This window comes from Streptomyces dysideae (genome assembly GCF_001514305.1).
In the GTDB taxonomy this organism is placed as follows: domain Bacteria; phylum Actinomycetota; class Actinomycetes; order Streptomycetales; family Streptomycetaceae; genus Streptomyces; species Streptomyces dysideae.
Map to the genome: position 1 here is coordinate 72,547 of NZ_KQ949101.1, position 21,332 is coordinate 93,878.

At 70.1% G+C, this 21,332-nt stretch carries 22 protein-coding genes and 2 pseudogenes; 12 read left to right on the plus strand and 12 right to left on the minus strand.

Going from position 1 to position 21,332, the window contains the following annotated elements:
* Positions 1 to 46 precede the first annotated feature (46 nt).
* The 5 genes from AQJ91_RS54690 (at position 47) to AQJ91_RS33355 (ending at position 4,977) form a co-directional block, all read left to right on the plus strand.
* Entirely contained in the window at positions 47 to 1,075 is a 1,029-nt protein-coding gene (locus AQJ91_RS54690; protein WP_199848085.1) for an RNA-guided endonuclease InsQ/TnpB family protein, read from the plus strand.
* Between the two features lie 142 nt (positions 1,076 to 1,217).
* Positions 1,218 to 2,606 carry a sensor histidine kinase gene (locus AQJ91_RS33340; protein ID WP_407696962.1) on the plus strand — a complete coding sequence of 463 codons (1,389 nt, stop codon included), beginning with the start codon at positions 1,218 to 1,220 and terminating at the stop codon, positions 2,604 to 2,606.
* Positions 2,603 to 3,268, plus strand: a complete 666-nt coding sequence (locus AQJ91_RS33345) for a response regulator (RefSeq protein WP_067029059.1) — start codon at positions 2,603 to 2,605, stop codon at positions 3,266 to 3,268. Before AQJ91_RS33340 ends, AQJ91_RS33345 begins: the two co-directional genes overlap by 4 nt.
* A 33-nt stretch (positions 3,269 to 3,301) precedes the next feature.
* Entirely contained in the window at positions 3,302 to 3,730 is a 429-nt protein-coding gene (locus AQJ91_RS33350; RefSeq protein WP_067029062.1) for a VOC family protein, read from the plus strand.
* A 44-nt stretch (positions 3,731 to 3,774) separates the two neighbouring features.
* Positions 3,775 to 4,977, plus strand: coding sequence for a cytochrome P450 (locus AQJ91_RS33355; RefSeq protein ID WP_067029064.1), 1,203 nt, complete (start codon positions 3,775 to 3,777; stop codon positions 4,975 to 4,977).
* Here AQJ91_RS33355 and AQJ91_RS33360 read toward each other — a convergent pair.
* From AQJ91_RS33360 to AQJ91_RS33370, 3 genes are all read right to left on the minus strand, one after another.
* Positions 4,952 to 5,185, minus strand: a complete 234-nt coding sequence (locus AQJ91_RS33360) for a hypothetical protein (protein WP_234383190.1) — start codon at positions 5,183 to 5,185, stop codon at positions 4,952 to 4,954. The genes AQJ91_RS33355 and AQJ91_RS33360 overlap by 26 nt on opposite strands.
* 77 nt (positions 5,186 to 5,262) lie before the next feature.
* A complete protein-coding gene (locus AQJ91_RS33365) occupies positions 5,263 to 6,915 on the minus strand; it encodes an ABC transporter permease (RefSeq protein ID WP_067029068.1) in 1,653 nt (550 codons plus the stop codon).
* Entirely contained in the window at positions 6,915 to 7,859 is a 945-nt protein-coding gene (locus AQJ91_RS33370; RefSeq protein WP_067029070.1) for an ABC transporter ATP-binding protein, read from the minus strand. The genes AQJ91_RS33365 and AQJ91_RS33370 overlap by 1 nt, the downstream gene beginning before the upstream one ends.
* 104 nt (positions 7,860 to 7,963) lie before the next feature.
* Between AQJ91_RS33370 and AQJ91_RS33375 the strand changes: the two genes are divergently transcribed.
* The 4 genes from AQJ91_RS33375 to AQJ91_RS33390 all read left to right on the plus strand — a co-directional run bounded on the left by AQJ91_RS33375 (position 7,964) and on the right by AQJ91_RS33390 (position 11,447).
* Entirely contained in the window at positions 7,964 to 8,461 is a 498-nt protein-coding gene (locus AQJ91_RS33375) for a GbsR/MarR family transcriptional regulator (protein WP_067029072.1), read from the plus strand.
* A 180-nt stretch (positions 8,462 to 8,641) separates the two neighbouring features.
* Positions 8,642 to 10,036, plus strand: coding sequence for an ethanolamine ammonia-lyase subunit EutB (locus AQJ91_RS33380; RefSeq protein WP_067029076.1), 1,395 nt, complete (start codon positions 8,642 to 8,644; stop codon positions 10,034 to 10,036).
* Positions 10,033 to 10,803: an ethanolamine ammonia-lyase subunit EutC gene (gene eutC, locus AQJ91_RS33385; protein ID WP_067029078.1), complete on the plus strand. Its 771-nt coding sequence runs from the start codon at positions 10,033 to 10,035 to the stop codon at positions 10,801 to 10,803. Before AQJ91_RS33380 ends, eutC begins: the two co-directional genes overlap by 4 nt.
* A 35-nt stretch (positions 10,804 to 10,838) precedes the next feature.
* Positions 10,839 to 11,447 carry a Uma2 family endonuclease gene (locus AQJ91_RS33390; RefSeq protein WP_067029080.1) on the plus strand — a complete coding sequence of 203 codons (609 nt, stop codon included), beginning with the start codon at positions 10,839 to 10,841 and terminating at the stop codon, positions 11,445 to 11,447.
* A gap of 1 nt (position 11,448) precedes the next feature.
* On the opposite strand, the gene AQJ91_RS33395 is transcribed toward AQJ91_RS33390, so the two are convergent.
* Complete coding sequence (locus tag AQJ91_RS33395) at positions 11,449 to 12,243, minus strand: diacylglycerol kinase family protein (protein WP_067029194.1); 795 nt, start codon at positions 12,241 to 12,243, stop codon at positions 11,449 to 11,451.
* A 244-nt stretch (positions 12,244 to 12,487) separates the two neighbouring features.
* Between AQJ91_RS33395 and AQJ91_RS33400 the strand changes: the two genes are divergently transcribed.
* Positions 12,488 to 13,771, plus strand: a complete 1,284-nt coding sequence (locus tag AQJ91_RS33400) for an adenylosuccinate synthase (RefSeq protein WP_067029082.1) — start codon at positions 12,488 to 12,490, stop codon at positions 13,769 to 13,771.
* Between the two features lie 108 nt (positions 13,772 to 13,879).
* Here AQJ91_RS33400 and AQJ91_RS33405 read toward each other — a convergent pair whose 3' ends face one another.
* The 3 genes from AQJ91_RS33405 to AQJ91_RS33415 all read right to left on the minus strand — a co-directional run bounded on the left by AQJ91_RS33405 (position 13,880) and on the right by AQJ91_RS33415 (position 17,183).
* On the minus strand, positions 13,880 to 16,171 hold the full coding sequence (locus AQJ91_RS33405) for an ATP-binding protein (RefSeq protein ID WP_079085402.1): 2,292 nt from the start codon (positions 16,169 to 16,171) through the stop codon (positions 13,880 to 13,882).
* 129 nt (positions 16,172 to 16,300) lie between these two features.
* Complete coding sequence (locus AQJ91_RS33410; RefSeq protein WP_067029085.1) at positions 16,301 to 16,921, minus strand: DUF6879 family protein; 621 nt, start codon at positions 16,919 to 16,921, stop codon at positions 16,301 to 16,303.
* Complete coding sequence (locus AQJ91_RS33415) at positions 16,914 to 17,183, minus strand: hypothetical protein (RefSeq protein WP_067029087.1); 270 nt, start codon at positions 17,181 to 17,183, stop codon at positions 16,914 to 16,916. The genes AQJ91_RS33410 and AQJ91_RS33415 overlap by 8 nt, the downstream gene beginning before the upstream one ends.
* Positions 17,184 to 17,336: 153 nt before the next feature.
* Between AQJ91_RS33415 and AQJ91_RS33420 the strand changes: the two genes are divergently transcribed.
* Positions 17,337 to 17,693: a hypothetical protein gene (locus AQJ91_RS33420; protein ID WP_234383192.1), complete on the plus strand. Its 357-nt coding sequence runs from the start codon at positions 17,337 to 17,339 to the stop codon at positions 17,691 to 17,693.
* A gap of 21 nt (positions 17,694 to 17,714) precedes the next feature.
* Here AQJ91_RS33420 and AQJ91_RS58460 read toward each other — a convergent pair.
* Positions 17,715 to 17,786 (minus strand): annotated as a pseudogene (locus tag AQJ91_RS58460) (DUF397 domain-containing protein); the annotation flags it as partial.
* A gap of 125 nt (positions 17,787 to 17,911) precedes the next feature.
* On the opposite strand from AQJ91_RS58460, the pseudogene AQJ91_RS56275 reads away from it, so the two are divergent.
* A pseudogene (locus AQJ91_RS56275) lies at positions 17,912 to 18,043 on the plus strand (GNAT family N-acetyltransferase); the annotation flags it as partial.
* Positions 18,044 to 18,313: 270 nt separating this feature from the next.
* Here AQJ91_RS56275 and AQJ91_RS50460 read toward each other — a convergent pair.
* The 4 genes from AQJ91_RS50460 to AQJ91_RS33440 all read right to left on the minus strand — a co-directional run bounded on the left by AQJ91_RS50460 (position 18,314) and on the right by AQJ91_RS33440 (position 21,260).
* On the minus strand, positions 18,314 to 19,327 hold the full coding sequence (locus tag AQJ91_RS50460; RefSeq protein ID WP_407696963.1) for a protein kinase domain-containing protein: 1,014 nt from the start codon (positions 19,325 to 19,327) through the stop codon (positions 18,314 to 18,316).
* A gap of 28 nt (positions 19,328 to 19,355) precedes the next feature.
* Positions 19,356 to 20,000 carry a TetR/AcrR family transcriptional regulator gene (locus tag AQJ91_RS33430; protein ID WP_067029092.1) on the minus strand — a complete coding sequence of 215 codons (645 nt, stop codon included), beginning with the start codon at positions 19,998 to 20,000 and terminating at the stop codon, positions 19,356 to 19,358.
* A 178-nt stretch (positions 20,001 to 20,178) separates the two neighbouring features.
* Positions 20,179 to 20,427 (minus strand): DUF397 domain-containing protein, encoded by a 249-nt coding sequence (locus tag AQJ91_RS33435; protein ID WP_067029094.1) that lies wholly within the window; start codon positions 20,425 to 20,427, stop codon positions 20,179 to 20,181.
* Positions 20,424 to 21,260, minus strand: a complete 837-nt coding sequence (locus AQJ91_RS33440) for a helix-turn-helix domain-containing protein (RefSeq protein ID WP_067029198.1) — start codon at positions 21,258 to 21,260, stop codon at positions 20,424 to 20,426. Before AQJ91_RS33440 ends, AQJ91_RS33435 begins: the two co-directional genes overlap by 4 nt.
* Positions 21,261 to 21,332: the final 72 nt, after the last annotated feature.

The window sequence follows — 21,332 nt, forward strand, 5'->3', positions numbered from 1 at the left end:
CGGCACCGGCACCGCCCCGCACACCCCGCAGCCCACCCTCGACCGGATCGCCTCCTGGCTGGGCGAGGTCTCCGCAGTGGTGCTCCAGCAGTCCCTGCGGGACGCCGAGACCGCGTACCGCAACTTCTTCGCCTCCCTCAAGGGCACCCGCAAGGGCCCCAGGACCGGTCCGCCCCGCTTCAAGTCCCGCAAGGACGCCCGGCAGTCGATCCGGTTCACCGCCAACGCCCGCTGGAACATCACCGGCAGTGGTCGTCTGAGCCTGCCGAAGATCGGCGCGGTGAAGGTGAAATGGTCCCGCACCCTGCCCACCACGCCCACCTCCGTCACCGTCATCAAGGACGCGGCCGGCAGGTATGTCGCCTCCTTCGTCATCGACACCGACCCCGCCGCCGACGCGACCCGGATGCCCGAAACCGAGCGCACCATCGGCATCGATCTCGGCCTCACCCACTTCGCGGTCCTGTCCGACGGCACGAAGATCGACTCCCCGCGCTTCCTGCGGCGCGCGGAGAAGAAGCTGAAGAAGGCCCAGAAGGAACTGTCCCGCAAGCAGAAGGGATCAAAGAACCGCGCCAAGGCCCGCCTGAAGGTCGCCCGCGCCCACGCCAAGGTCACCGATGCACGCCGTGAGTTCCACCACCAGCTCTCCACGAAGCTGATCTCCGAGAACCAAGGGATCGCCGTGGAGGACCTGTCGGTGAAGGCTCTGGCCCGCACAAGGCTGGCCAAGTCCGTGCACGACGCCGGATGGTCATCGTTCATCGGCATGCTGGAGTACAAAGCACAACGGTACGGCCGCACCCTGGTCACGATCGGCCGGTTCACACCGACCTCCCAGACCTGCTCCACCTGCGGCGTCAAGGACGGGCCCAAACCCCTGAACGTGCGGGAATGGACCTGTACCGCCTGCGGCACCGTCCACGACCGGGACACCAACGCCGCGATCAACGTCAAGACGGCCGCCGGACTGGCGGTGACGGCCTGCGGAGCGCCGGTAAGACCAGGAGCAATCCCGGCACAGCGCGAAGAAACAGGAAGCCATGGATTCCTGACCGAACCCCGTGCCGCGTAGCGGCACAGCAACAAGTCGAGAAGGCCACAATCCTCGGGCTTCAGCCCGAGGTGCAAGTCAACCGTAGTACTTGAGACGGATCCACCAGGACCCCTCTCACTGGTGACGACCGCGACCCCCGTCTCCGCCTACCGTTCTGAGTGTGACCGAGACGCCCCAGACGCAGTCGACACCATCGACGCACAAGACGAAGACGACGCGCATGACGACGTCCGCGGAGGACTGGATCAGGCCGCGCAGCCCGGAGTTCAGGGCGGCCGAGGACGCCCTGCGCGGACTGCGCCAGGATCTGTTCGACCATGCCTTCGCCTACGACCCGCTGCCGCGCATGCGCGTCGACGGCCGGCTGACCAGGCGGCTGCCCGAGCGCATGCGGCAGTACGCGGTCTGGACCCCGCACGCCATGGTGGTGCTCGCCGGACTGCTGGCGATGGCCATCGCCGCGTCCGCGGCCCAGGGCAGTGGCAGCGCCGGCTCGGCGCTGGGCTCCTTCCTCGCCCTGGGCCCGGTCCTGCTGACGCTGGTCCGGCCCGTCGGCGCCTTCTGGTTCTCCCTCGTGGCCGCCCCGGTCACCGCGACGCTCGGCAACGAATGGGACGACTGGCCGTGGCTGGCCGGCAGCTTCGCCTGCCACCTGGTCGTGCTGACGGTCCTGGCCCTGCGCACCAGGCCGCGGGCGGCGGCGTGGATGTGGCTGCTGACCGCGACGTACGGCATAGGCGCCGAGATCCTCTTCGGCTCCAGCCACTGGTCGTCGAACACCGCGCCACTGCTCGTCTTCTCCGCGATGGCCCTGATGGTCGTCACCGTCATCCACGTCCGCCGCGCCGCACGGCAGGAGGTGACCGCCCAGCAGACGGTGACCGCGCACGAGCGCTCCAAGCGCACCCTGCTGGAGGAGCGCACGACCATCGCCCGCGAGCTGCACGACGTGGTCGCCCACCACATGTCGGTCGTCGCGATCCAGGCGGAGGCCGCCCCTTACCGGGTGGAGAACCCGCCGCCGGAGCTGGAGAAGGCCTTCGTCACCATCCGGGAGAACGCGGTGGCGGCCCTCACCGAACTGCGCCGCGTCCTGGGAGTGGTCCGTGCCGAGGACTACGAGGCCCCGGACGCCCCGCAGCCCACCCTCGCCGACCTCGACGCGCTGCTCGCCAATGTGCGGGACACCGGACTCGGCGTGGAGAAGACGGTGACCGGGGCGGTGCGTGAACTCCCGCAGGGCGTCGAGCTGTCGGCGTACCGGATCGTGCAGGAGGCACTGAGCAACACCCTGCGGCACGCGCCCGGCGCGAGCGCCCGCGTGGAGATCGGTTACGTCCTCGGCGGCCTGGGCCTGCGCATAGTCAACGGCCCGCCGCCCGCACCGGCCCTGGTGAAGCCCTCGCCCGGCGCCGGGCACGGCATCACCGGTATGCGGGAGCGCGTCTCCATGCTGAACGGCGAGATGACGGCGGGCCCGACGGACGACGGGGGCTACGAGGTCACGGTGTTCCTGCCGGTCGCCCTGGTGAGTGAGGGTGAGGCATGACCATCCGCGTACTGATCGCGGACGACCAGATGATGGTGCGCGAGGGCTTCTCCGTCCTGCTCAACGCGATGCCGGACATCGAGGTCGTCGGCGAGGCGGTCAACGGCCGCGAGGCGGTGGACCGGGTCCGTGAACTCGCCCCGGACGTCGTCCTGATGGACATCCGCATGCCCGAGCTGAACGGCATCGAGGCGACCCGGGAGATCGTCGCGGCGGACGGGGCGGCGAAGGTGCTGGTGCTGACCACCTTCGATCTCGACGAGTACGTGTACCAGGCGCTGCGGGCGGGAGCCTCCGGGTTCCTGCTGAAGGACGCCTCGGCCCGCCAGCTCGCCGACGGGGTGAGGGTGGTGGCCTCCGGTGAGGCGCTGCTCGCCCCGTCCGTCACCAGGCGGCTGATCACGGAGTTCTCGAAGCTGTCCGACGCCCCGCGGCTGATGCCGTCGGCGCAGGCGGCGTACGGCGATCTGACCGAGCGGGAGACGGAGGTGCTGGTGCTGATCGCGCAGGGCCTGTCGAACTCGGAGATAGCCGGGCGGCTGGTGGTCGCCGAGTCGACGATCAAGACCCACGTCAGCCGCATCCTGGTGAAGCTGGGCCTGCGGGACCGGACACAGGCGGCGGTGTTCGCGTATGAGGCGCGGTTGGTGACGCCGGGCTGAGCGGGCCGGTACTCCCGGCAGTACGGTGACGGCATGGAACAGCGCATCACTCTGATCACGCTGGGAGTGGCCGACCTCGCCCGGTCCAAGGCCTTCTACGAAGCCCTCGGCTGGCAGGGCCAGGAAGTCGAGGAGACCGTCTTCTTCCAGGCGGGCGGGCTCGGGCTGGTGCTCTGGGGTCGGGACAAGCTCGCGGCGGACTGTGGGCTGGAGCCCGGAAAGGCGGGCGGTTTCGGCGGGATCGTCCTCGCGCACAACGTCCGGTCCGACGCGGAGGTCGACGCACTGCTCGCCGCCGTGGAGCGCGCCGGCGGCACCGTCACCAAGCCCGCCGCCGTCAACGCGATCGGGTTCTACTCCAGCGCCTTCACCGACCCGGACGGCCACGCCTGGGAGGCCGCGCACAACCCGGGCTTCCCGCTCGCCGAGGACGGCACGGTCACCCTCCCGGACTTCGGGTGAGACACCCCTGGTCAGACAGGGCGACGCCGGGCTAGCGTCCGTTCATGGCAGCCTTCGACCCGTGGGACCCGGCGTTCCTCGCCGACCCCTACCCCGCCTATGCCGAGCTGCGCGCCAAGGGCCGCGTGCACTTCTACGAGCCCACGAACCAGTGGCTCATCCCGCACCACGCCGACGTATCGGCGCTGCTGCGGGAGCGGAGGCTCGGGCGGACGTATCAGCACCGGTTCACCCATGAGGACTTCGGGCGGAGCGCGCCTCCCGACGAGCACGAGCCGTTCCACACGCTCAACGACCACGGAATGCTCGACCTGGAGCCACCGGACCACACCCGGATCCGGCGGCTGGTGTCGAAGGCGTTCACTCCGCGTACGGTCGAGCAGCTCAAGCCGTACGTGACCGAGCTGGCAGGGCAGCTCGTCGACGGGCTCGTGAAGCGCGGCGGCGGCGACCTGCTCACCGATGTCGCCGAACCCCTCCCCGTCGCCGTCATCGCCGAGATGCTGGGCATCCCGGAGTCCGATCGTGCCCCGCTCCGCCCCTGGTCGGCGGACATCTGCGGGATGTACGAGCTGAACCCGCCGGAGGATGTCGCCGCCAAGGCGGTGCGGGCGTCCGTCGAGTTCTCGGACTACCTGCGCGAACTGATCGCCGAGCGCCGCAAGGAGCCCGGCGACGACCTGATCTCCGGCCTGATCGCGGCCCACGACGAGGGCGACCGGCTCACCGAGCAGGAGATGATCTCGACCTGCGTGCTGCTGCTCAACGCAGGTCATGAGGCCACGGTCAACGCCGCCGTCAACGGCTGGAACGCCCTGTTCCGCAACCCCGACCAGCTGGCGGCCCTGCGCGCGGACCACACCCTGATCCCGTGCGCGATCGAAGAGCTCATGCGCTACGACACCCCGCTCCAGCTCTTCGAACGCTGGGTCCTGGACGACATCGAGATCGACGGCACGACGATCCCGAGGGGCGCGGAGATCGCGATGCTCTTCGGCTCCGCGAACCATGATCCTGAGGTGTTCCAGAACCCCGAGCGGCTGGACCTCACCCGCAAGGACAACCCGCACATCTCCTTCAGCGCGGGCATCCACTACTGCATCGGGGCGCCGCTGGCCCGTATCGAGCTGGCGGCGTCCATGACGGCCCTGCTGGAGAAGGCCCCGACGCTGAGCCTGGCGGCGGAGCCCGAGCGGAAGCCCAACTTCGTGATCCGGGGGCTCAGCGGGCTGAGCGTCGAGATCTGAGGCGCCGTCCCAGCGCCCAGACGCCGAGGGCGACGGCGGTGCCGCCGAGGACCATGAGCGGCAGCTCGGCGTAGAGGACGCTCCAGTCGGGTGCCTGCTCGAAGCGCCACAGGCGTTCCCGGACGCCGACGGCCCACACCGCGAGTCCGGCGCCCGCGCCGACGGCCGCGAGCAGACATCCCCCGGCGGCCTGCATGCGTTGTCCCATGCCCGGCATGGACGCGTGCGGGCCGCCGGGGGTTCCGGCTTGCGCAGGGCTACTCGGGATACCAGAGGCCTCCAGGGCTACTTCGTCTCCAGGTCCCGGCGGCGGAAGCCCTCAAGACCCAGCCACACCAGGCCCGCGGCGACGAGCGTCAGGAGCAGCATCGGCGTCCAGGACATGTCGGCGGCGGGCAGCTGGGGCACGTGGCCGAAGGGGGAGAGGTTGTTCATCCAGTCGGGGAACTGGAGGATCTGGCCGAGGTAGCCGACGAGGAAGGCGTACACCGGCACGATCCAGGCGAACGCGCTCGCCCGCGGGAACCAGCCGAAGAGCACCACCGCGACGCCGACCGTGACCCACAGCGCGGGGGCGTAGGCCAGGGCCGCGCCGACCAGCTTCAGGAACAGCCCGCCGTCGCCGGTGGAGGCCGCGCCCGAGATGCCGAAGCCGAGTCCGGCCGCCAGCAGGACGAGCGTGCCGCCGCCCATCGCGACGGCCAGGTGGCTGCCCACCCAGCGGGCCCGGGAGAGGCCGGTGGCGAGGAGGGGCTCGGCGCGGCCCGCGGTCTCCTCGGAGCGCGGGCGCAGCGCCGCCATCACCACGTACACCGCGGCGACCACGGTGATGACGACCATGACCATCGAGGCGAACGACTCGGCGATGCTGGAGCCGCCGATGCGGTCGAGGGCCTCCTGGATCTGGTCGATGTCCTTCAGCATGTCGTCGGCGTCCCCGAGGATCGACCCGTACATGGCGCCCATCAGGAACAGGCCCGCGGCGAACGCGACGAGCGTGCCGCGGTGCAGGCGCAGGGCGAAGCCGAGCGGGGTGCCGAGCGCGTCGGAGGCGACCGGGCTGCCCAGCTTCTCGGCGCGCAGTCCCGCGCCCACGTCCCGCCGGGTGGAGAGCACGAACCCGGCGGCCGCGCACGCCGCGGCCAGCGCGAGGCAGAGCAGCAGCGGCCACCAGCGGTTGTCGACGTAGGGGTACGTGCGCTGCACCCAGCCGATCGGGGACAGCCAGGACAGGGCGCCGTTGGAGCCGGTGTCGCCGGCGGCGCGCAGCACGTAGGTGAGGCCGATGACCGCGAGGGCCATGCCGGAGGCGCCACGCGCGTGTGCCGTCATCTGGACGGTGATCGCGGCGACGGCGGCGAAGACGATGCCGACGGCCGCGTGGTCGAGGCCGTAGAGCAGCGAGCCGGCGCCGTCGATGCCGTCGATGCCCGCGCCCGCGAGTCCGACGGCCAGCAGCAGCGCCAGGACCAGGTTGGCGATGACGGCGACGGACAGGGCGGCGGCGAGGTGGGCGTGGCGGCCCACGACGGTGGAGCGCACCAGTTCGGCGCGGTTGGTCTCCTCCTCGGCGCGGGTGTGCCGGGTGATGATCAGGACGCTCATCAGGCCGACGAGCACGGCCATGAAGCCGAGCATCTGGTGGCCGAGCATCGAGCCGAAGTTGTAGTCGGTGAGGTAGTGGCGCGGTCCCGACATGGCGAGTCCGGCCGGGCTGTCCATGGTGTTGACGACGTTGGCGCGGTCCTCGGGGTCGGCGTACAGCTGCTTGTAGTTGTTGGCGGTCGAGATCGTGCCGAGGAACAGGGCGAGGATCCACACCGGCAGCCGTACGCGGTCCCGGCGCAGGTTGAAGCGGATCAGGGTGCGGGTCCCGGCCAGCGTGTTGCCGCTCGTGACGGGTGCGGCGGGTGCCGGGGCCTTGGTGGCGGTGGTCATCACGCGGCTCCGTTGCCGTTGCCGGAGTGGCCGTTGGCGGCCAGCTCGTCGCCGTAGTGGCGGAGCATGAGTTCCTCCAGCGTCGGCGGGTGGCTGATGAGGCTGCGGATGCCGAACTCGGTGAGCTTGCGCACCGCGCCGTCGACCTGGCCGCCGTCCACGGCGAAGCGGACCCGGCCGGCGGCGGCGTCGATGGTCTGGAGGTCGTGGACGCCGGGCAGCGCGTCCAGGCCGGCAGCCGGGCGCTCGGTCTCCACCTCGATGGTGGTGCGGGTCAGGTGCCGCATCTCGCTGAGGGTGCCGGACTGCACGATCTGTCCGAGCCGGATGATGCTCACCCGGTCGGCGAGCTTCTCCACCTGGGCCAGGATGTGGCTGGACAGCAGCACGGTCTTGCCGGCCGCCTTGGCCTCGACGATGACGTCCTGGAAGACGACCTCCATCAGCGGGTCCAGGCCCGCGGTCGGCTCGTCGAGGAGCAGCAGTTCGGCGTCGGAGGCGAGCGCGGCGACGATGGCGACCTTCTGCCGGTTGCCCTTGGAGTAGGCGCGGCCCTTCTTGGTCGGGTCCAGGTCGAAGCGCTCGATGAGGTCGGCGCGGCGCTGCTTGTTGATGCCCCCGCGCAGCCGTGAGAGCAGGTCGATGGCCTCGCCCCCGGTGAGGGTGGGCCACAGCTCGACGTCCCCGGGGACGTAGGCGAGATGCCGATGGAGTTCCACGGCGTCCGTCCAGGGATCGCGGCCGAGCACCCGCGCGGCGCCGGAGTCGGCGCGCAGCAGGCCGAGCAGGACGCGGATCGTGGTGGACTTCCCGGCGCCGTTGGGGCCGAGGAAGCCGTGCACCTCACCGGTCTCGACGGCCAGGTCGAGGCCGTCGAGCGCGTGCGTCTTGCCGAACGACTTGTGTAGTCCGGATACCTCAATAGCGGCGATTGCCTTCGTCATGATTCAGAACGTACGCTTCTTTCAGAAATTTGTGAAGTTAAGGAAACGTCAAAATCGCCGTTAGACTCGCTGGGGAGCGGCTGACCAGGGGAGATGATCGAGGCATGGTCGAGACGAAGGACGCTGAGCGGGATCCCGAGGCGGTGTCGCGGTTCGTGGAGAGCTTCGCGGCGCAGCTGGTCGAGGCCGGTATGCCCCGTATGCCGTCCCGGATCTTCGCCGCGCTGCTCGCCTGCGACGTGGGCAGCATGACCTCCGCCGAACTGGGTGAGCAGCTGCAGATCAGCCCCGCGGCCGTGTCCGGGGCGGTGCGCTACCTGGCGCAGGTCCGCCTGGTGTCGCGGGAGCGCGAGCCCGGTTCGCGGCGGGAGCGGTACCGGGTCCACAACGACCAGTGGTACGAGGCGATCACCAACCGCGAGGCCATCATGAAGCGCTGGGAGGACGCCCTGCGCGAGGGTGTCACCGGCCTCGGCGCCGAGACTCCGGCGGGGCGCCGGCTCGCGGAGACTCTCGCCTTCTTCGAGTTCATGGAGGGCGAGCTGGTGGCGATGCTGGAGCGCTGGCGCGTCCATCGCGACCAGGCCTTCGGCCGGAGCTGAGTTCAGCTCACATACCTTTGACTGGACCTGGTGGGCCTGCCTCGTCAACGCCGCCCGACGTTAAAAGGTTGTGAACCAGACCTTTGGATTCGTCGCCGAACGAACGGCGGAACGAACGTCTGCGTTAACTCTCCGGCGGAACGTGGACCGCGCGCTCCCCCTCTCCGTACGGTCACCGGCATGAGTACGTACACCTCCACGCTCGGCGGCCGCACGTACACGTTCGGCACGCTCGCCCGGCTGCTCGCCGCCGCCGGCCCCGAACGCTCCGGCGACCGCCTCGCCGGACTCGCCGCCGAGTCCGCCCAGGAGCGGGTCGCGGCACGCTGGGCGCTGGCGGAGGTGCCGCTCGCGGCCTTCCTCGCCGAGCCGCTGATCCCGTACGAGACGGACGACGTGACCCGGCTGATCCTGGACACGCATGACGCCGCCGCCTTCGCGCCGGTGTCCGGCATGACGGTCGGCGGGTTCCGGGAGTGGCTGCTGTCGGAGGCGGCGGACGCGGAGACGCTGGCGGCGGTCTCGCCCGGGCTGACGCCGGAGGTGGTGGCGGCGGTGTCGAAGCTGATGGGCAACGCCGACCTGGTCGCCGTAGCGCGCAAGGTACGGGTGGTGACGGCCTTCCGCTCGACGATCGGGCTGCCGGGCCGGCTGGCCACCCGACTCCAGCCCAACCACCCCACCGACGACCCGGCGGGCGTGGCCGCGGCCCTCCTCGACGGCCTGCTGCTCGGCTCCGGTGACGCGGTGCTCGGCATCAACCCGGCCACGGACAGCCCGAAGGCGGTACGTGACCTGCTGGAGCTCCTGGACGGGGTGATCCAGAGGTACGCGATCCCCACCCAGTCCTGCGTGCTCAGCCATGTCACCACCAGCGTCGACCTGATGGCGCGCGGCGCCCCCGTCGACCTGGTCTTCCAGTCCATCGCGGGCACCCAGGCGGCGAACGCGTCCTTCGGCGTGACGCTCGGGCTGCTGGACGAGGCGTACGAGGCGGCGCGGGAGCTGGACCGGGGGACCGTCGGCAAGAACGTCATGTACTTCGAGACGGGCCAGGGCAGCGCCCTCTCCGCGAACGCGCACCACGGGGTGGACCAGCAGACGGTGGAGGCGAGGGCGTACGCGGTGGCGCGCAGATATCAGCCGCTGCTGGTGAACACGGTCGTCGGCTTCATCGGGCCCGAGTACCTCTACGACGGCCGCCAGATCCTCCGCGCGGCCCTCGAGGACCACCTCTGCGGCAAGCTCCTCGGCCTGCCCATGGGCCTGGACATCTGCTACACGAACCACGCCGACGCGGACGACGACGACATCGCGACGATGCTGACCATGCTGGGCGTCGCCGGAGCCTCCTTCGTGATCTGCACGCCGGGCGGCGACGACATCATGCTCAACTACCAGTCGGCCTCGTACCACGACGCGTTGTATCTGCGGGAGGTGCTGGGGCTGCGCCCGGCGCCGGAGTTCGAGGCGTGGCTGGAGTCGATCGGCCTGCTGGACGAGCGGGGCTCGATCAGAGACGTGTCCGGTACGGCCCACCCGCTGACGGCGATCGGAAAGGAACTGGCGGCATGACGAACCGTCACATGGACGAGCGCGCCGACGACTTGACCCTCTGGCCGGCCATGCGCCGCCACACCCAGGCCCGCATCGGACTGGGCCGGGCCGGCTCCGCGCTGCCCACCCGGCACCGGCTGGAACTCCAGACGGCACACGCGGCGGCACGGGACGCCGTGCACTCGCCGTTCGACGCGGCGGCGGTGGCGGCGGGGCTGGCCGGCCTGCCGACGGTACGGGTCCGCAGCGCGGCACCCGACCGGCTGACGTACCTCCAGCGCCCCGACCTGGGCCGCCGCCTCGACGCGACCGACCGCGCGCATCTGCCCGTCGGGGAGTGGGACGTGGTGTTCGTGATCGCCGACGGGCTGTCCAGCCGGGCGGTGCACGAGCACGCGGCGGCGGTGGTCCGGGCGACGGCCGCGCGGCTGACCGGCTGGACGATCGCCCCGGTCGTCCTCGCCGAACAGGCCCGGGTCGCCCTCGGCGACGACATCGCGGCGGCGATGGGAGCGGCGACGGTGGTGGTCCTGGTCGGCGAACGCCCCGGCATGTCGGCGGCGGACTCCCTGGGCGCGTATCTGACCTACCGCCCGGTCCCGGGCGTGACGACGGACGCCGACCGCAACTGCCTGTCCAACATCAGGCCACCGCTGGGGCTGACGTACGAGGGGGCGGCGGGGAAGCTGGCGGCGCTGATGGGGAGGGCTCGGGAGCTGGGGGTCACGGGGGTGGGGCTGAAGGACGAAAGCGGCGACGGAGATGTATCCGAGCGGCTACTCTGAGTCGCGACTGGTCCGCGGCAAGGGGAGGGCGCATCATGACACTCATGGCAGAGCGACCGACGATGAGCGGCACTGAGTCCCGAAGCTTCGAGGAGTTGCTGGACGCCCTCGATGAGCTGATCGTGCCCGCCGGCTACAAGGCCGAGATCATCAGGGGGAGCATCGTCGTGTCGCCGTGGTCCAAGGGGTACTACCTCCGAGTGATGCGTCTGGTGTGCAAACAGCTGGAGCCGCATCTTCCCGAAGGTCACGTGATCGACCGGGCGCCGGCGCTCTACGTCTTCCCAGAGCAAGAGCGTGCGTACGGGCCGGATATCTTTGCGGCGCACGAGCGGGTCCTCGAGACGGAGAACAACCGCTTGGACGGCGAGGCCCTGTCCTTCGTCGCCGAACTGACCTCACCTTCCACCCGGCACGACGACCTGACGGACAAGGTCGAGACCTACGGCAAGGCAGGCGTCCCCGTCTACCTGATCCTCGACATGCAGGAGGAACAGGCCACCGTCCTCTGGACACCCTCGGCCAAGGGGTACGAGTCACACTGCACCAGGCCGTTCGGTGAGAAGCTCCCCATGCCCGCGCCATTCGACTGCACCCTCGACACGACCGGCTTCGAGGCTCCCGAAGAGGAAGACGGCGACTGACTCAGGACCGCGAAGGCAACGTAAGCCCGAGCGCGCCCTCCCACACCGTCCACGTACGCCTCCGTACCGGCCCCGACACCACCGCGTCCGCCCGGTACCGGAAGTGCGCCCCCGACACCGTCACGGTCCGCCCCCGCGCCATCAGCGCGGACGCCTCCGCGCCCACCGACACCGGACGGACCTCCACCTCCGCCTCACCCGAGTCGCCCGGCATCACCGAGACACCCTCCACCGGCTGGTCCAGGTCGACCAGGGTGACCCCGTCGACCTCCACCCGCAGCCGGGACGGCGCGGGACCGCCGGGCGCGGACACCGGGCGGGGCGGGACCAGGGTGCGGACCAGGGACTGGCAGGTGCGCAGCCAGGGGCGGCCCGGCGTCGGCACCCCGGCGTGGTCCGGAGCGCCCGACAGCGGCGGGATCCGCAGCGCGCCCAGCACCACCCCGTCACTGTCGTCGACGAGCAGATCCAGCCGCCGCTCCACCCCGTCCAGCACCGCCCGGGCCGCCGCCACCGCCCCCGTGGGCACCCCCAGGGATCCGGCCAGCGACAGCGCACCCCCGACCGGCACCACCGACAGCACGCATTCGGCCAGCTCCCGCTGCCGGTGCAGCAGCGACACCGCACGCATCAGCGCCCGGTCGTCACCGATCACCACCGGCCGCCGTGAGCCGCGCCGTGCCAGCATCCGCGCGAATTCGTCCGGCCCCTCCGGCAGACACACCTTCGTCGCCGCACCCGCGCTGAGCACGTCTTTTGCTATCCGTACGGACTCCCCGTCCGTCCTCCGGGCCATCGAATCGATGACCACCAGCAGCTGATCGGACGTCGCGGAAGTCGCCACCTCGGTCCTGCCTCGCTTCCTCGGGTAGCATCTTTGTGCAAGAGCCCCTTGCGCTATTGCGCCAGGGGCTTCGTCTATTCCGGGGCATCCGGTCCGACGGGTTGCGGCCAACGAAGGCCGCCGGTGTACGAGGCACGAGCTGTGTCGCGTATTCCCCTGACCTTGGACATGCCCCGCCCGGAAGGGGTGTACGCGCGTGCCCGCACTTGTGCTGCTCGGTGCTCAGTGGGGTGACGAAGGCAAGGGAAAGGCAACCGACCTGCTCGGTGGCTCGGTGGACTATGTGGTGCGCTACCAGGGCGGCAACAACGCCGGCCACACGGTAGTCGTGGGTGATCAGAAGTACGCCCTCCACCTCCTCCCTTCCGGAATCCTGTCCCCGGGGTGTACCCCGGTCATCGGCAACGGTGTCGTCGTCGACCCGTCGGTCCTGCTCTCCGAGCTGAGCGGACTGAACCAGCGTGGCGTCGACACGTCAAAACTCCTCATCAGCGGTAACGCGCACATCATCACGCCATACAACGTGACGGTGGACAAGGTGACGGAACGCTTCCTCGGGAAGCGGAAGATCGGCACGACGGGCCGGGGCATCGGCCCGACCTACGCCGACAAGATCAACCGGGTGGGAATCCGGGTCCAGGACCTCTACGACGAGTCGATCCTGACGCAGAAGGTCGAGGCGGCGCTCGACGTCAAGAACCAGCTGCTCACCAAGCTGTACAACCGGCGCGCGATCGCCGTCGACCAGGTCGTCGAGGAGCTGCTGGGCTACGCCGAGCAGATCAGGCCGTACGTCGCCGACACGGTGCTGGTCCTCAACCAGGCACTGGACGAGGACAAGGTGGTCCTCTTCGAGGGCGGCCAGGGCACGCTGCTGGACATCGACCACGGCACGTACCCCTTCGTCACGTCGTCGAACCCGACGGCCGGCGGCGCCTGCACCGGCGCCGGCGTCGGCCCGACGAAGATCAGCCGCGTCATCGGCATCCTGAAGGCGTACACGACCCGCGTCGGCGCGGGCCCGTTCCCGACGGAGCTGTTCGACGCGGACGGCGAGGCGCTGCGCCGTATCGGCCACGAGCGGGGCGTGACGACGGGCCGTGACCGTCGCTGCGGCTGGTTCGACGCGGTGATCGCGCGGTATGCCACCCGCGTGAACGGCCTCACGGACTTCTTCCTCACCAAGCTGGACGTCCTGACCGGCTGGGAGGAGATCCCGGTCTGCGTGGCGTACGAGATCGACGGCAAGCGCGTCGAGGAGCTCCCGTACTCCCAGTCCGACTTCCACCACGCGAAGCCGGTCTACGAGACCCTGCCGGGCTGGTCGGAGGACATCACGAAGGCCAAGTCCTTCGCGGACCTCCCGAAGAACGCGCAGAACTACGTGAAGGCGCTGGAGGAGATGTCCGGGGCGCCGATCTCCGCGATCGGTGTCGGCCCGGGCCGGGACGAGACGATCGAGATCAAGTCGTTCCTGTAGGACGAGCGCGCACGGCGGCCGGCCCGGTGGACGGGCTCGGCCGCCGTCGCACGCAGCCGCGACGAAAGGGAACACAGCACAGTCGCCTGCGGTGACCTGCCGGCCGACTCAGATGGTTTCACCCAGTCGGCGTTCGAGGCTGCCCCGCGTCGCCGCCGCCCGTGGGTCGTCGAAGTCGGAGAGGAGACGCAGAGCCTCCGCCCAGTGCCGGCGGGCTGCCTGCGGGTCCTCGTCGAGCAAGGCCGAGCCCAGGCCGTCGAGGGCCAGGGCCTCGTGCCAGGCGTCGCCGAGTTCGCGGTGGCTGGTGGCGGCCTGACGGTGGAAGTCGGCCGCCTCAGTGTGGCGGTCGAGCCGACGGTAGACCTCGCCCGTACCCTGCCACGCGAGTGCCTCTCTGCTGCGGTCTCCGAGGTGGCGTTGGAGCGTGGCGGATCGCTGGTAGGACGTCAGGGCGTCGGCGAACCGGCCGTCTGCCTGTTGGGCGTCGGCGAGATCGAGCAGCCAGTACGCCTCCAGGCGGAGGTTGCGAAGACCGAGGGCGATGTCGACCGCCGTCTGAGCGGAGACCAAGGCCTGCTCGATATCGCCCCGTTCACGCTGCAGCCCGCTCAGCAGGCGCAGGATGTTGCCCTCGCCGCGCTTGTTGTTCAGGGCGCGGTGTGCGGCCAGCGCCTGCTCGATCGCGGTCGCGGCCTCCGGAAGGCGTCCGGCCCGGTAGTGGGTGGTCGCGAGGTTGGAGAGCGCGGTGGCGGCCCAGTGGGCGGAGCCTTGTTCCTCGAAGACGGCGATGGCCTGCTCGAAGTGGCGGGCGGCGGTGTCGAGCTGCCTGCGGTGGAGGTGGTTCAGCCCGATCAGGTTGAGCGAGTGCGCCGTGTTGAGGCGGTCGCCCAGCTCACTCCAGATCTCCAGCGCGTTCCGGTGGCATTCGAGACTCTCGGCGAGATGGTTGATCCGTGCGTGAGCCATACCGAGGTTCGTGAACAGGAGGCCCTCTGCGGCACGATCGTCGCATCGGCCTGCCGCTTCCAGGCCGATGCGCCCCACACCCAGCCATTCGGTGCCTGCGGCGGAGGGGAACTGCGCATGCCAGAGGACGGCGCACAGCTGCCAGGCGAGCCGGTCGTCCTTGGCGGCACCCGCTGTCCGGACTGCCTGCAGGAGGTTGGTGTGTTCACGTTCCGCCCAGTCCACGGCGGCGTCGTAGTCGGGAAAGTCCAGGCGGTGGACTCCCTCCGGAGGCGATGCGAGGTCCAGGCGGTCCTCTTCACGCTTGATCCAGCTCTGGGCCTCGTCGGCGGTGTGGAGATACCACTCCAGGATGCGGCGCAGCGCAGCTCTCCGCTCTTCCGGAGGCTCCTCGTGCTGTGCCTGGTCGATGGAGTAGGCACGCAGCAGGTCGTGAAACTGGTAGCGGTCCGGGGCTGTCTGCTCCAGTAAGTGGGCCCCGACCAAGGAGTCCAACAGCTGTCGAGCCCTGCTGGTCGCCACTCCGGTGAGGGCGGCTGCGGCGGCCAGGCTGAACTCCGGTCCGGGATGCAGGCCCAGCAGACGGAAGAGCCGGGCGGCCTGGTCGGGCAGGGCTCGGTAGGACCAGGCGAAGACGGTGCGGACGGCTTCCGCTTCTTCGTCGTCGCCGGTACTCAGGGCGTCCCACAGGGCGGATTCGTCACGCAGATCGGCCGTCAGGTCGTGCAGCCGCATGTGGGGGTGGCTGGCGGCCCGTTCGGCGGCGATGCGCAGGGCCAATGGCAGCCGCGCGCAGAGTTGGGCCAGTTCGGCGAGTTGCTGTTCGTCGTCCTCCGGCCGGTAGCCGGCGGTCACGGCCCGTAGCAGGGCGATGGCCTCACGCTCGGGCAGCGTTCCCAGGGTGAGGCGGCGTGCCCCGTCCCGGACGGCGAGGCCGGACAACCGGCTGCGACTGGTGACGACGACCAGAGAGCTTGCGCTGCCGGGCAACAGCGGACGGACCTGCGCCGCCGTGGCCGCGTTGTCGAGGACGACCAGTATCCGGCGGTCGGCCAGCAACGAGCGGTAGAGCGCCGCGGCGGCGTCGAGGTCCTGTGGTACGGATTCCGCTCGGACTCCCAGAGAACTCAGGAAACGGTGCAGTGCCTCCTGGGCGGTGACCGGTTGCCCCGGGTCGTAGCCGCGCAGATTGACGTAGAGCTGGCCGTCCGGAAAGCGGTCGCGGACCTGGTGGGCCCAGCGCAGCGCGAGCGAGGTCTTGCCGGCGCCGGCGGTGCCGGCGATCACGTACACCGAGACGACGAGAGGATCGTCGCTGTCGCCGGTCAGTACCGCGTTCAGCTGGTCGAGCTCCTCAGTCCGGTTGACGAAGCCGCGTACGTCGGCGGGAAGTTGCCGCGGTGTGGGGGCTGCGGAGCCGCTGCGGTCCGGCATCGCCTGTTCGTGGAAGTGGATGCCTCCTGTGATGTCCCTGGCCTGTACAACGTCGCGGGAAGACGTCTCCGAGAGTTCGGAGTGCGTGCTGCCGGGTCGCTTGTCGTCAGCATTGGACACGGTGATCGCTTACTCCGTCGGCGGGGGTAGGTGAGCCACCTCGCGCTCGAAGTAGGACCTCACGTCTTCCCCTGCCTCGTAGAGCTTCCTGATGTAGTGCTCCCAGCCCCTGACCAGGTCATGGTCGGTGTAGCGGACAGCGCCGAGCGTGGTGCCGGCCTCGGAGTAGAGGACCTGATAGAGGGTTTCGCGGCCGAGGACGACGACTTCCGGCAGCGGGTGCTCGCGCTCCGCCGCAGCCACTCGCCCGCCGCTGACCACGCGAATTCGCTCTCCGTACTCCGCGCGCTGCCGTAGGGAGTGGAGCTCCCATTGCACGTACGGCGGCAACGGCTCCTCGACCACCCGTACGCGGTGAAAGCGATAGCCCTTGCGTTCGTCTTCCCGGGCCGTGGCCAGCAAGGCGTCGCGCCGGTCCTCCAGCAGCCGCAGCGCCGTCTCCCACTCTCCTCGGCGCAGTGCGTCCCGGCTGGGGCTGCCCTGTTCCTCGAAGTGCTGCCGGCGCTCCAGTTTCCAGGAGCTCGCGTCACGGAGCGCCGTCTCACGTGCGCGGAAGTCCCGTTTGTAGGCGTCCCGTGTGAGCTGTTCGCCATGCTCAGGTACGAGAACCGGGGGAAGTAGGTCAAGCATCGGGGATGTCCGCCTTTGCTGAGCTGAGCATGATTCCTGGGATGACCACCAACCGCTCGTCCGGGGCGAGGGTCACACCCTCAGGGAGGCGGGAGCGGTAGGCGGCCGTGAGGTCCCTGCCGATGACGGCGATATCGCCGTTGTCCAGCCGCCATATGTCCGGACACTCGTCGTGGTCCTCCGAGTTGCCCAGCTCTTTGGCCGACTTTCCCAGCCTTCGCTCGAATAACGCGGAGGGGTCGGCCTCCCAGGCACGCGTCATCTTCCGCCTCCAGCCCAATTGGTTGCACATTCAGCCACTACAGATTGTATCCGTTTCGATACGCAGAACAACGGGGCATCAGGCCACGGCAGGGCTGTAAGCCCGGTGAGGACTTGGAGGTTGCCGGTGGAGCCGATCACGGCTGGACTGCTTGTGGCTCTCGCCTCAGGTACCGCGGGCGCGGCGGGTCAGCAGATCTGGGCATCTCTGCGTGACCTGGTCGCCCGCCGTCGGCGGGGCGAAGCGGCAGGCGACGAAGGCGAGTTGGAGGTACCCGCCGAGCCCCCGCGCAGCGAGGAGCGGGCTCACCAACTGGCCGAGGTGCTGAACGAGCGCGCGGAGCAGGACCCGGACTTCGCCAGGGCGCTGGACATCTGGCGGCGGCGGGCCAGTGCCGAGGCGGGTATACGCACCGGCCCGGGTGAGGTCCGCAATGTGATCTCGGGCGGCACTCAGAGCACGGTCGTCCAGGCGCGGGACATCAACGGCCCCCTCACGTTCGGCGGTTAGAGGTCCGCCGCGGTCAGCGAGGAAGGCGGACCAGGCGGCGGCCGTGACGGTGAGGGCGGCGTCGTCGGGGGCCTTGGAGTCGCGCCCGGTCATCGATCCTCTCCTGCCAACCTCTCGATGAGACCCAGTGATTCGTCGGGGCTCAGCGCCGCACCTGCACACAGAGCCGGTCGGAAACCGGGTGCGGACTGTCGGTGCGGTGGTGTGTGATCGGCGGTATGGCGATTGCGTTGGGCAAGCCGGGAGTCGACGGGCTGAGCGAGGCTGTGGGCGTGCTGCGGGAGTGGCAGTACGACGGGGCGCCGATGCAACTGCATCCGGGGGACCTGGGCTGGTTCTGGCGGTCAGGGCTCCCCAGGGAGGGCCTGCCGGGCAAGGCGATCTCGGCGTATGCCCGGCCGTCCGGGAGGGAGCCGCCGCCCTCCCACCACCCGGTCAGCGGATCGTCCTCGTCGTAGGCGCCACCCAGGCCGAGCAGTGACGGGACCAGGAACAGCGCCCTCACGACCGCCTGGGCCATCGACGGCACCGCGATCCGCAGCCACGTCCGTCTCGGCCTGGGCTCCTCCACCCTGCGCACACTCGGCGGTCTGATCCCCGCCTCCGGCAGGTTCAGTACGTCACGCGACCTGCCCGTGGCGTCGCCCGCGTCGAAGTCCCGTAGGTCCGGGAACGTCGTCGCATGCGGCGGTACTGACACCGCCGGCACCGGATCCCACTCGGCGAGGTGCACCTCTGCGTCCAAGAGCCGTGCCGCGTCCCGCCCCAGCCGGGCGAGGAGTTCGCCGGGGAGCCAGGCGCGGGCCACGGCGTGCCGGGTGCGGTCGATCAACTCCCGTACGGAGGGGCGCTGTTCGGGCTCCTTTGCGAGGCACTGGCGGACCAGGTCCACCAGCCCGTCGGGTAAGCCGTCCAGGTCCGGCTCCTCGTACGCGATGTGGAACATCACGCTGTGCACCCCGGCGCCCTCGCCCGGGAAGGGCAGTCGGCCGGTCACCGCGTACGTCAGGACCGAACCCAGGGAGAACACGTCGCTCGCCCGGGGCACCGTCGCCCCTCACCTGCTCCGGCGACATGAACGCCGGCGTCCCGAGCACCGCACCCGGCTCGGTCAGACTGCCGCCGAGGCTGGCCGTGTAACCGCGGGCGAGGCCGAAGTCGATGACCCGGGGGCCGTCGACGGTGAGCAGGATGTTCGCCGGTTTGAGGTCCCGGTGCACGAGTCCGGCCTCATGGATCGCCTGCAGCGCGAGCGCGAGGCGGTGGGTGAGGACGTGCACGGAAGTCGACGGCAGTGGGCCGAAGCCCCCTCGACAATAGTGTTGAGCGATGGCCCGGGTACGTAACTCGTCGCCACCCAGGGCGTCTTGGCCTCCGTGTCGGCGTCCAGCACCGGCGCTGTCCACTCGCCCCCGGCCCTGCGCGCGGCGGCGAACTCTCGGGCGAACCGCCGCCGGAACCCCGGGTGGAGGGCGAAGTCCGCATGCACCAGCTTCACGGCGACCGTACGACCACCCTCGGAGCGCGCCAGATAGACCCGGCCCATGCCCCCGGCCCCGAGCCGGGCGATCAGGCGGTACGGGCCGATGTGCGACGGGTCGCCGGGGACCAGGGGCTGCATGGCCCGGGATCATTCCATACGACCTGTCGCAGCAGGTGTGGTCACCGTGAGGGGCCTCGAACGGGTGGCGGGGGTCCGCACAGTTGGGGCGCGGCGCAGGGAGGCGGAGCTGCGAGGCACAGGTGTACGGCTGTGCTCAACCGGGCGTCGATCGTGGCGCGCTCCTCGGGATCCGAGGGGTTCGTGGGCGGTGTGAGGGCGTAGGGCAGCGCCGTGGTGAGGATGGCCAGGGTCGTGTGGTCCCGCTCGACCGCTTCGGTGATGTGCTGCGTCACATGCTCACGCAGCCAGAACCATGCTGCGGTGTGCCAGTCGGTGACCGGCCGCAGGATCGCGGAGTGCACCAGCTCCGGATCGGTGCGGGCCATCGTCCCGACGACGGGGTGTTCCCGCAGTAGGCGCGCCGCACGCACGACGAACCGCACCTGCAGGCACCGAGGCGGCAAGGGCTCCATCACCTCACGGGCCACGTGCAGCAGGCGGCGCAGCTCCAGCCGTGTGGCCTCCCTGAGCAGTGCCTCACGGTCGGTCCAGTTGCGGTAGAGGAAGGGCCGGTTCGTGTCGGCCAGGCGCGCGATCTGCGTCATCCCGGCTCGCCGGGGACCGTACTGGGCCAGCGCTTCCAGGGTCGCCCGGTGCACGATGCCCGTGCCGGGTGGTGCCTTGACATGGGGGGAGCCGCTCATGCCGACCAGCGTCGCGTGCGGGCGCCGGGAAGGGCGGGGAGTCGCCTGAGGATCACCCGGGGGTGGGGGTGTGGTCGGGATAGATGTGACGGATTTCGGGAAAGTGTTACGTGTTTGTGGGGCAAGGGTGGGAGGGGCGGCGGGGGCGGGCGCGTCACCCTTGTCAGCAGGACGGCTTTCAGTACCGGGCCGTTATAAAGGCGGCCCACGCCTTGCCGGAGACGGCGAGGTTCGGGCCGTCGGGGTTCTTGGAGTCGCGGATGTGGATGGTGGTGGCGTGGGGGCAGGTGGCGACTTCGACGCAGTTTCCGCCGCCGTCGTCGCTGTACGACGACTTGCGCCAGGCGTAGGCGACTTCGACGCAGTTGCCGCCGCCGCCGTCGCTGTAGCTCGACTTGAACCAGCGAAGGGTTCCGGTGCCGGTCATCGTTCCTCTCCTGCCAACCGTTCGATGAGGCCCAGCGATTCGTCGGGGCTCAGGGCCTGTGCCCGGATCCTCGCATAGCGGTGCGCCAGTTGGGACACCTCGGCCGGATCGCTGACCAGAATGCCCTGGTCCTCGATCTCCATGTAGACGACGTGCTGGTGGTCCTTGGTCTCCACGAGCTTCATGGAGCCGCGGTCGCCCGCGTACGTTCCGCGCAGCCCGCGGTCCAGGGGCAGCACCTGCACGCAGACATTGTCCCTCCGGGCGTCCTCGGCGAGCGAGCGCAGCTGGCCGCGCAGGATCTCCCAGCTGCCGAACGGCCGCCGCAGCACGCTCTCCTCAAGGATCAGCTCGATCAACGGGGCCGGATTCCGGTCGAAGAGCGCCCTGCGGGCCAGCCGCGCCTCCACCAGTTCCTCGCGCCTCCGCTCGGACACCGGCGGGTAGCTGCCGCCGATCAGCGCCCGTGCGTAGTCCTCGGTCTGGAACAGGCCGTCGACGACATGCGTCTCGTACGAGCAGAGCGTGATCGCCCCGGCCTCCAGCTCCGAGAACCCACGGAAGCGTGCGGGGTACTTCTCCAGCAGCATCCACTTGCGCGCCTTCTGGAAGACCCCCAGCCCGCCGCCGATCGTCTCCTCCAAGTTGACCAGCATCTGATCGCTTGCCGGTTGCGCACACGTCTCCATCGCGCTGACCGCCGCCGCCGTGTACCCGATCTTCTTGCCCAACTGCTCCTGCGTCAGCGCCTGTTGCTCCCGCAGCGCTTTCGCCAGGGCGGCGACCACATGGGCCGTACCGCCTGCCTCCGTCTTGTTCTCCGCCCGCGCCATCGCGGTCACCTCCGGACTCAACCGAACTCAACCGGTCACGACTCGTGGACGCCGGTATCCAACCGTGGTCGA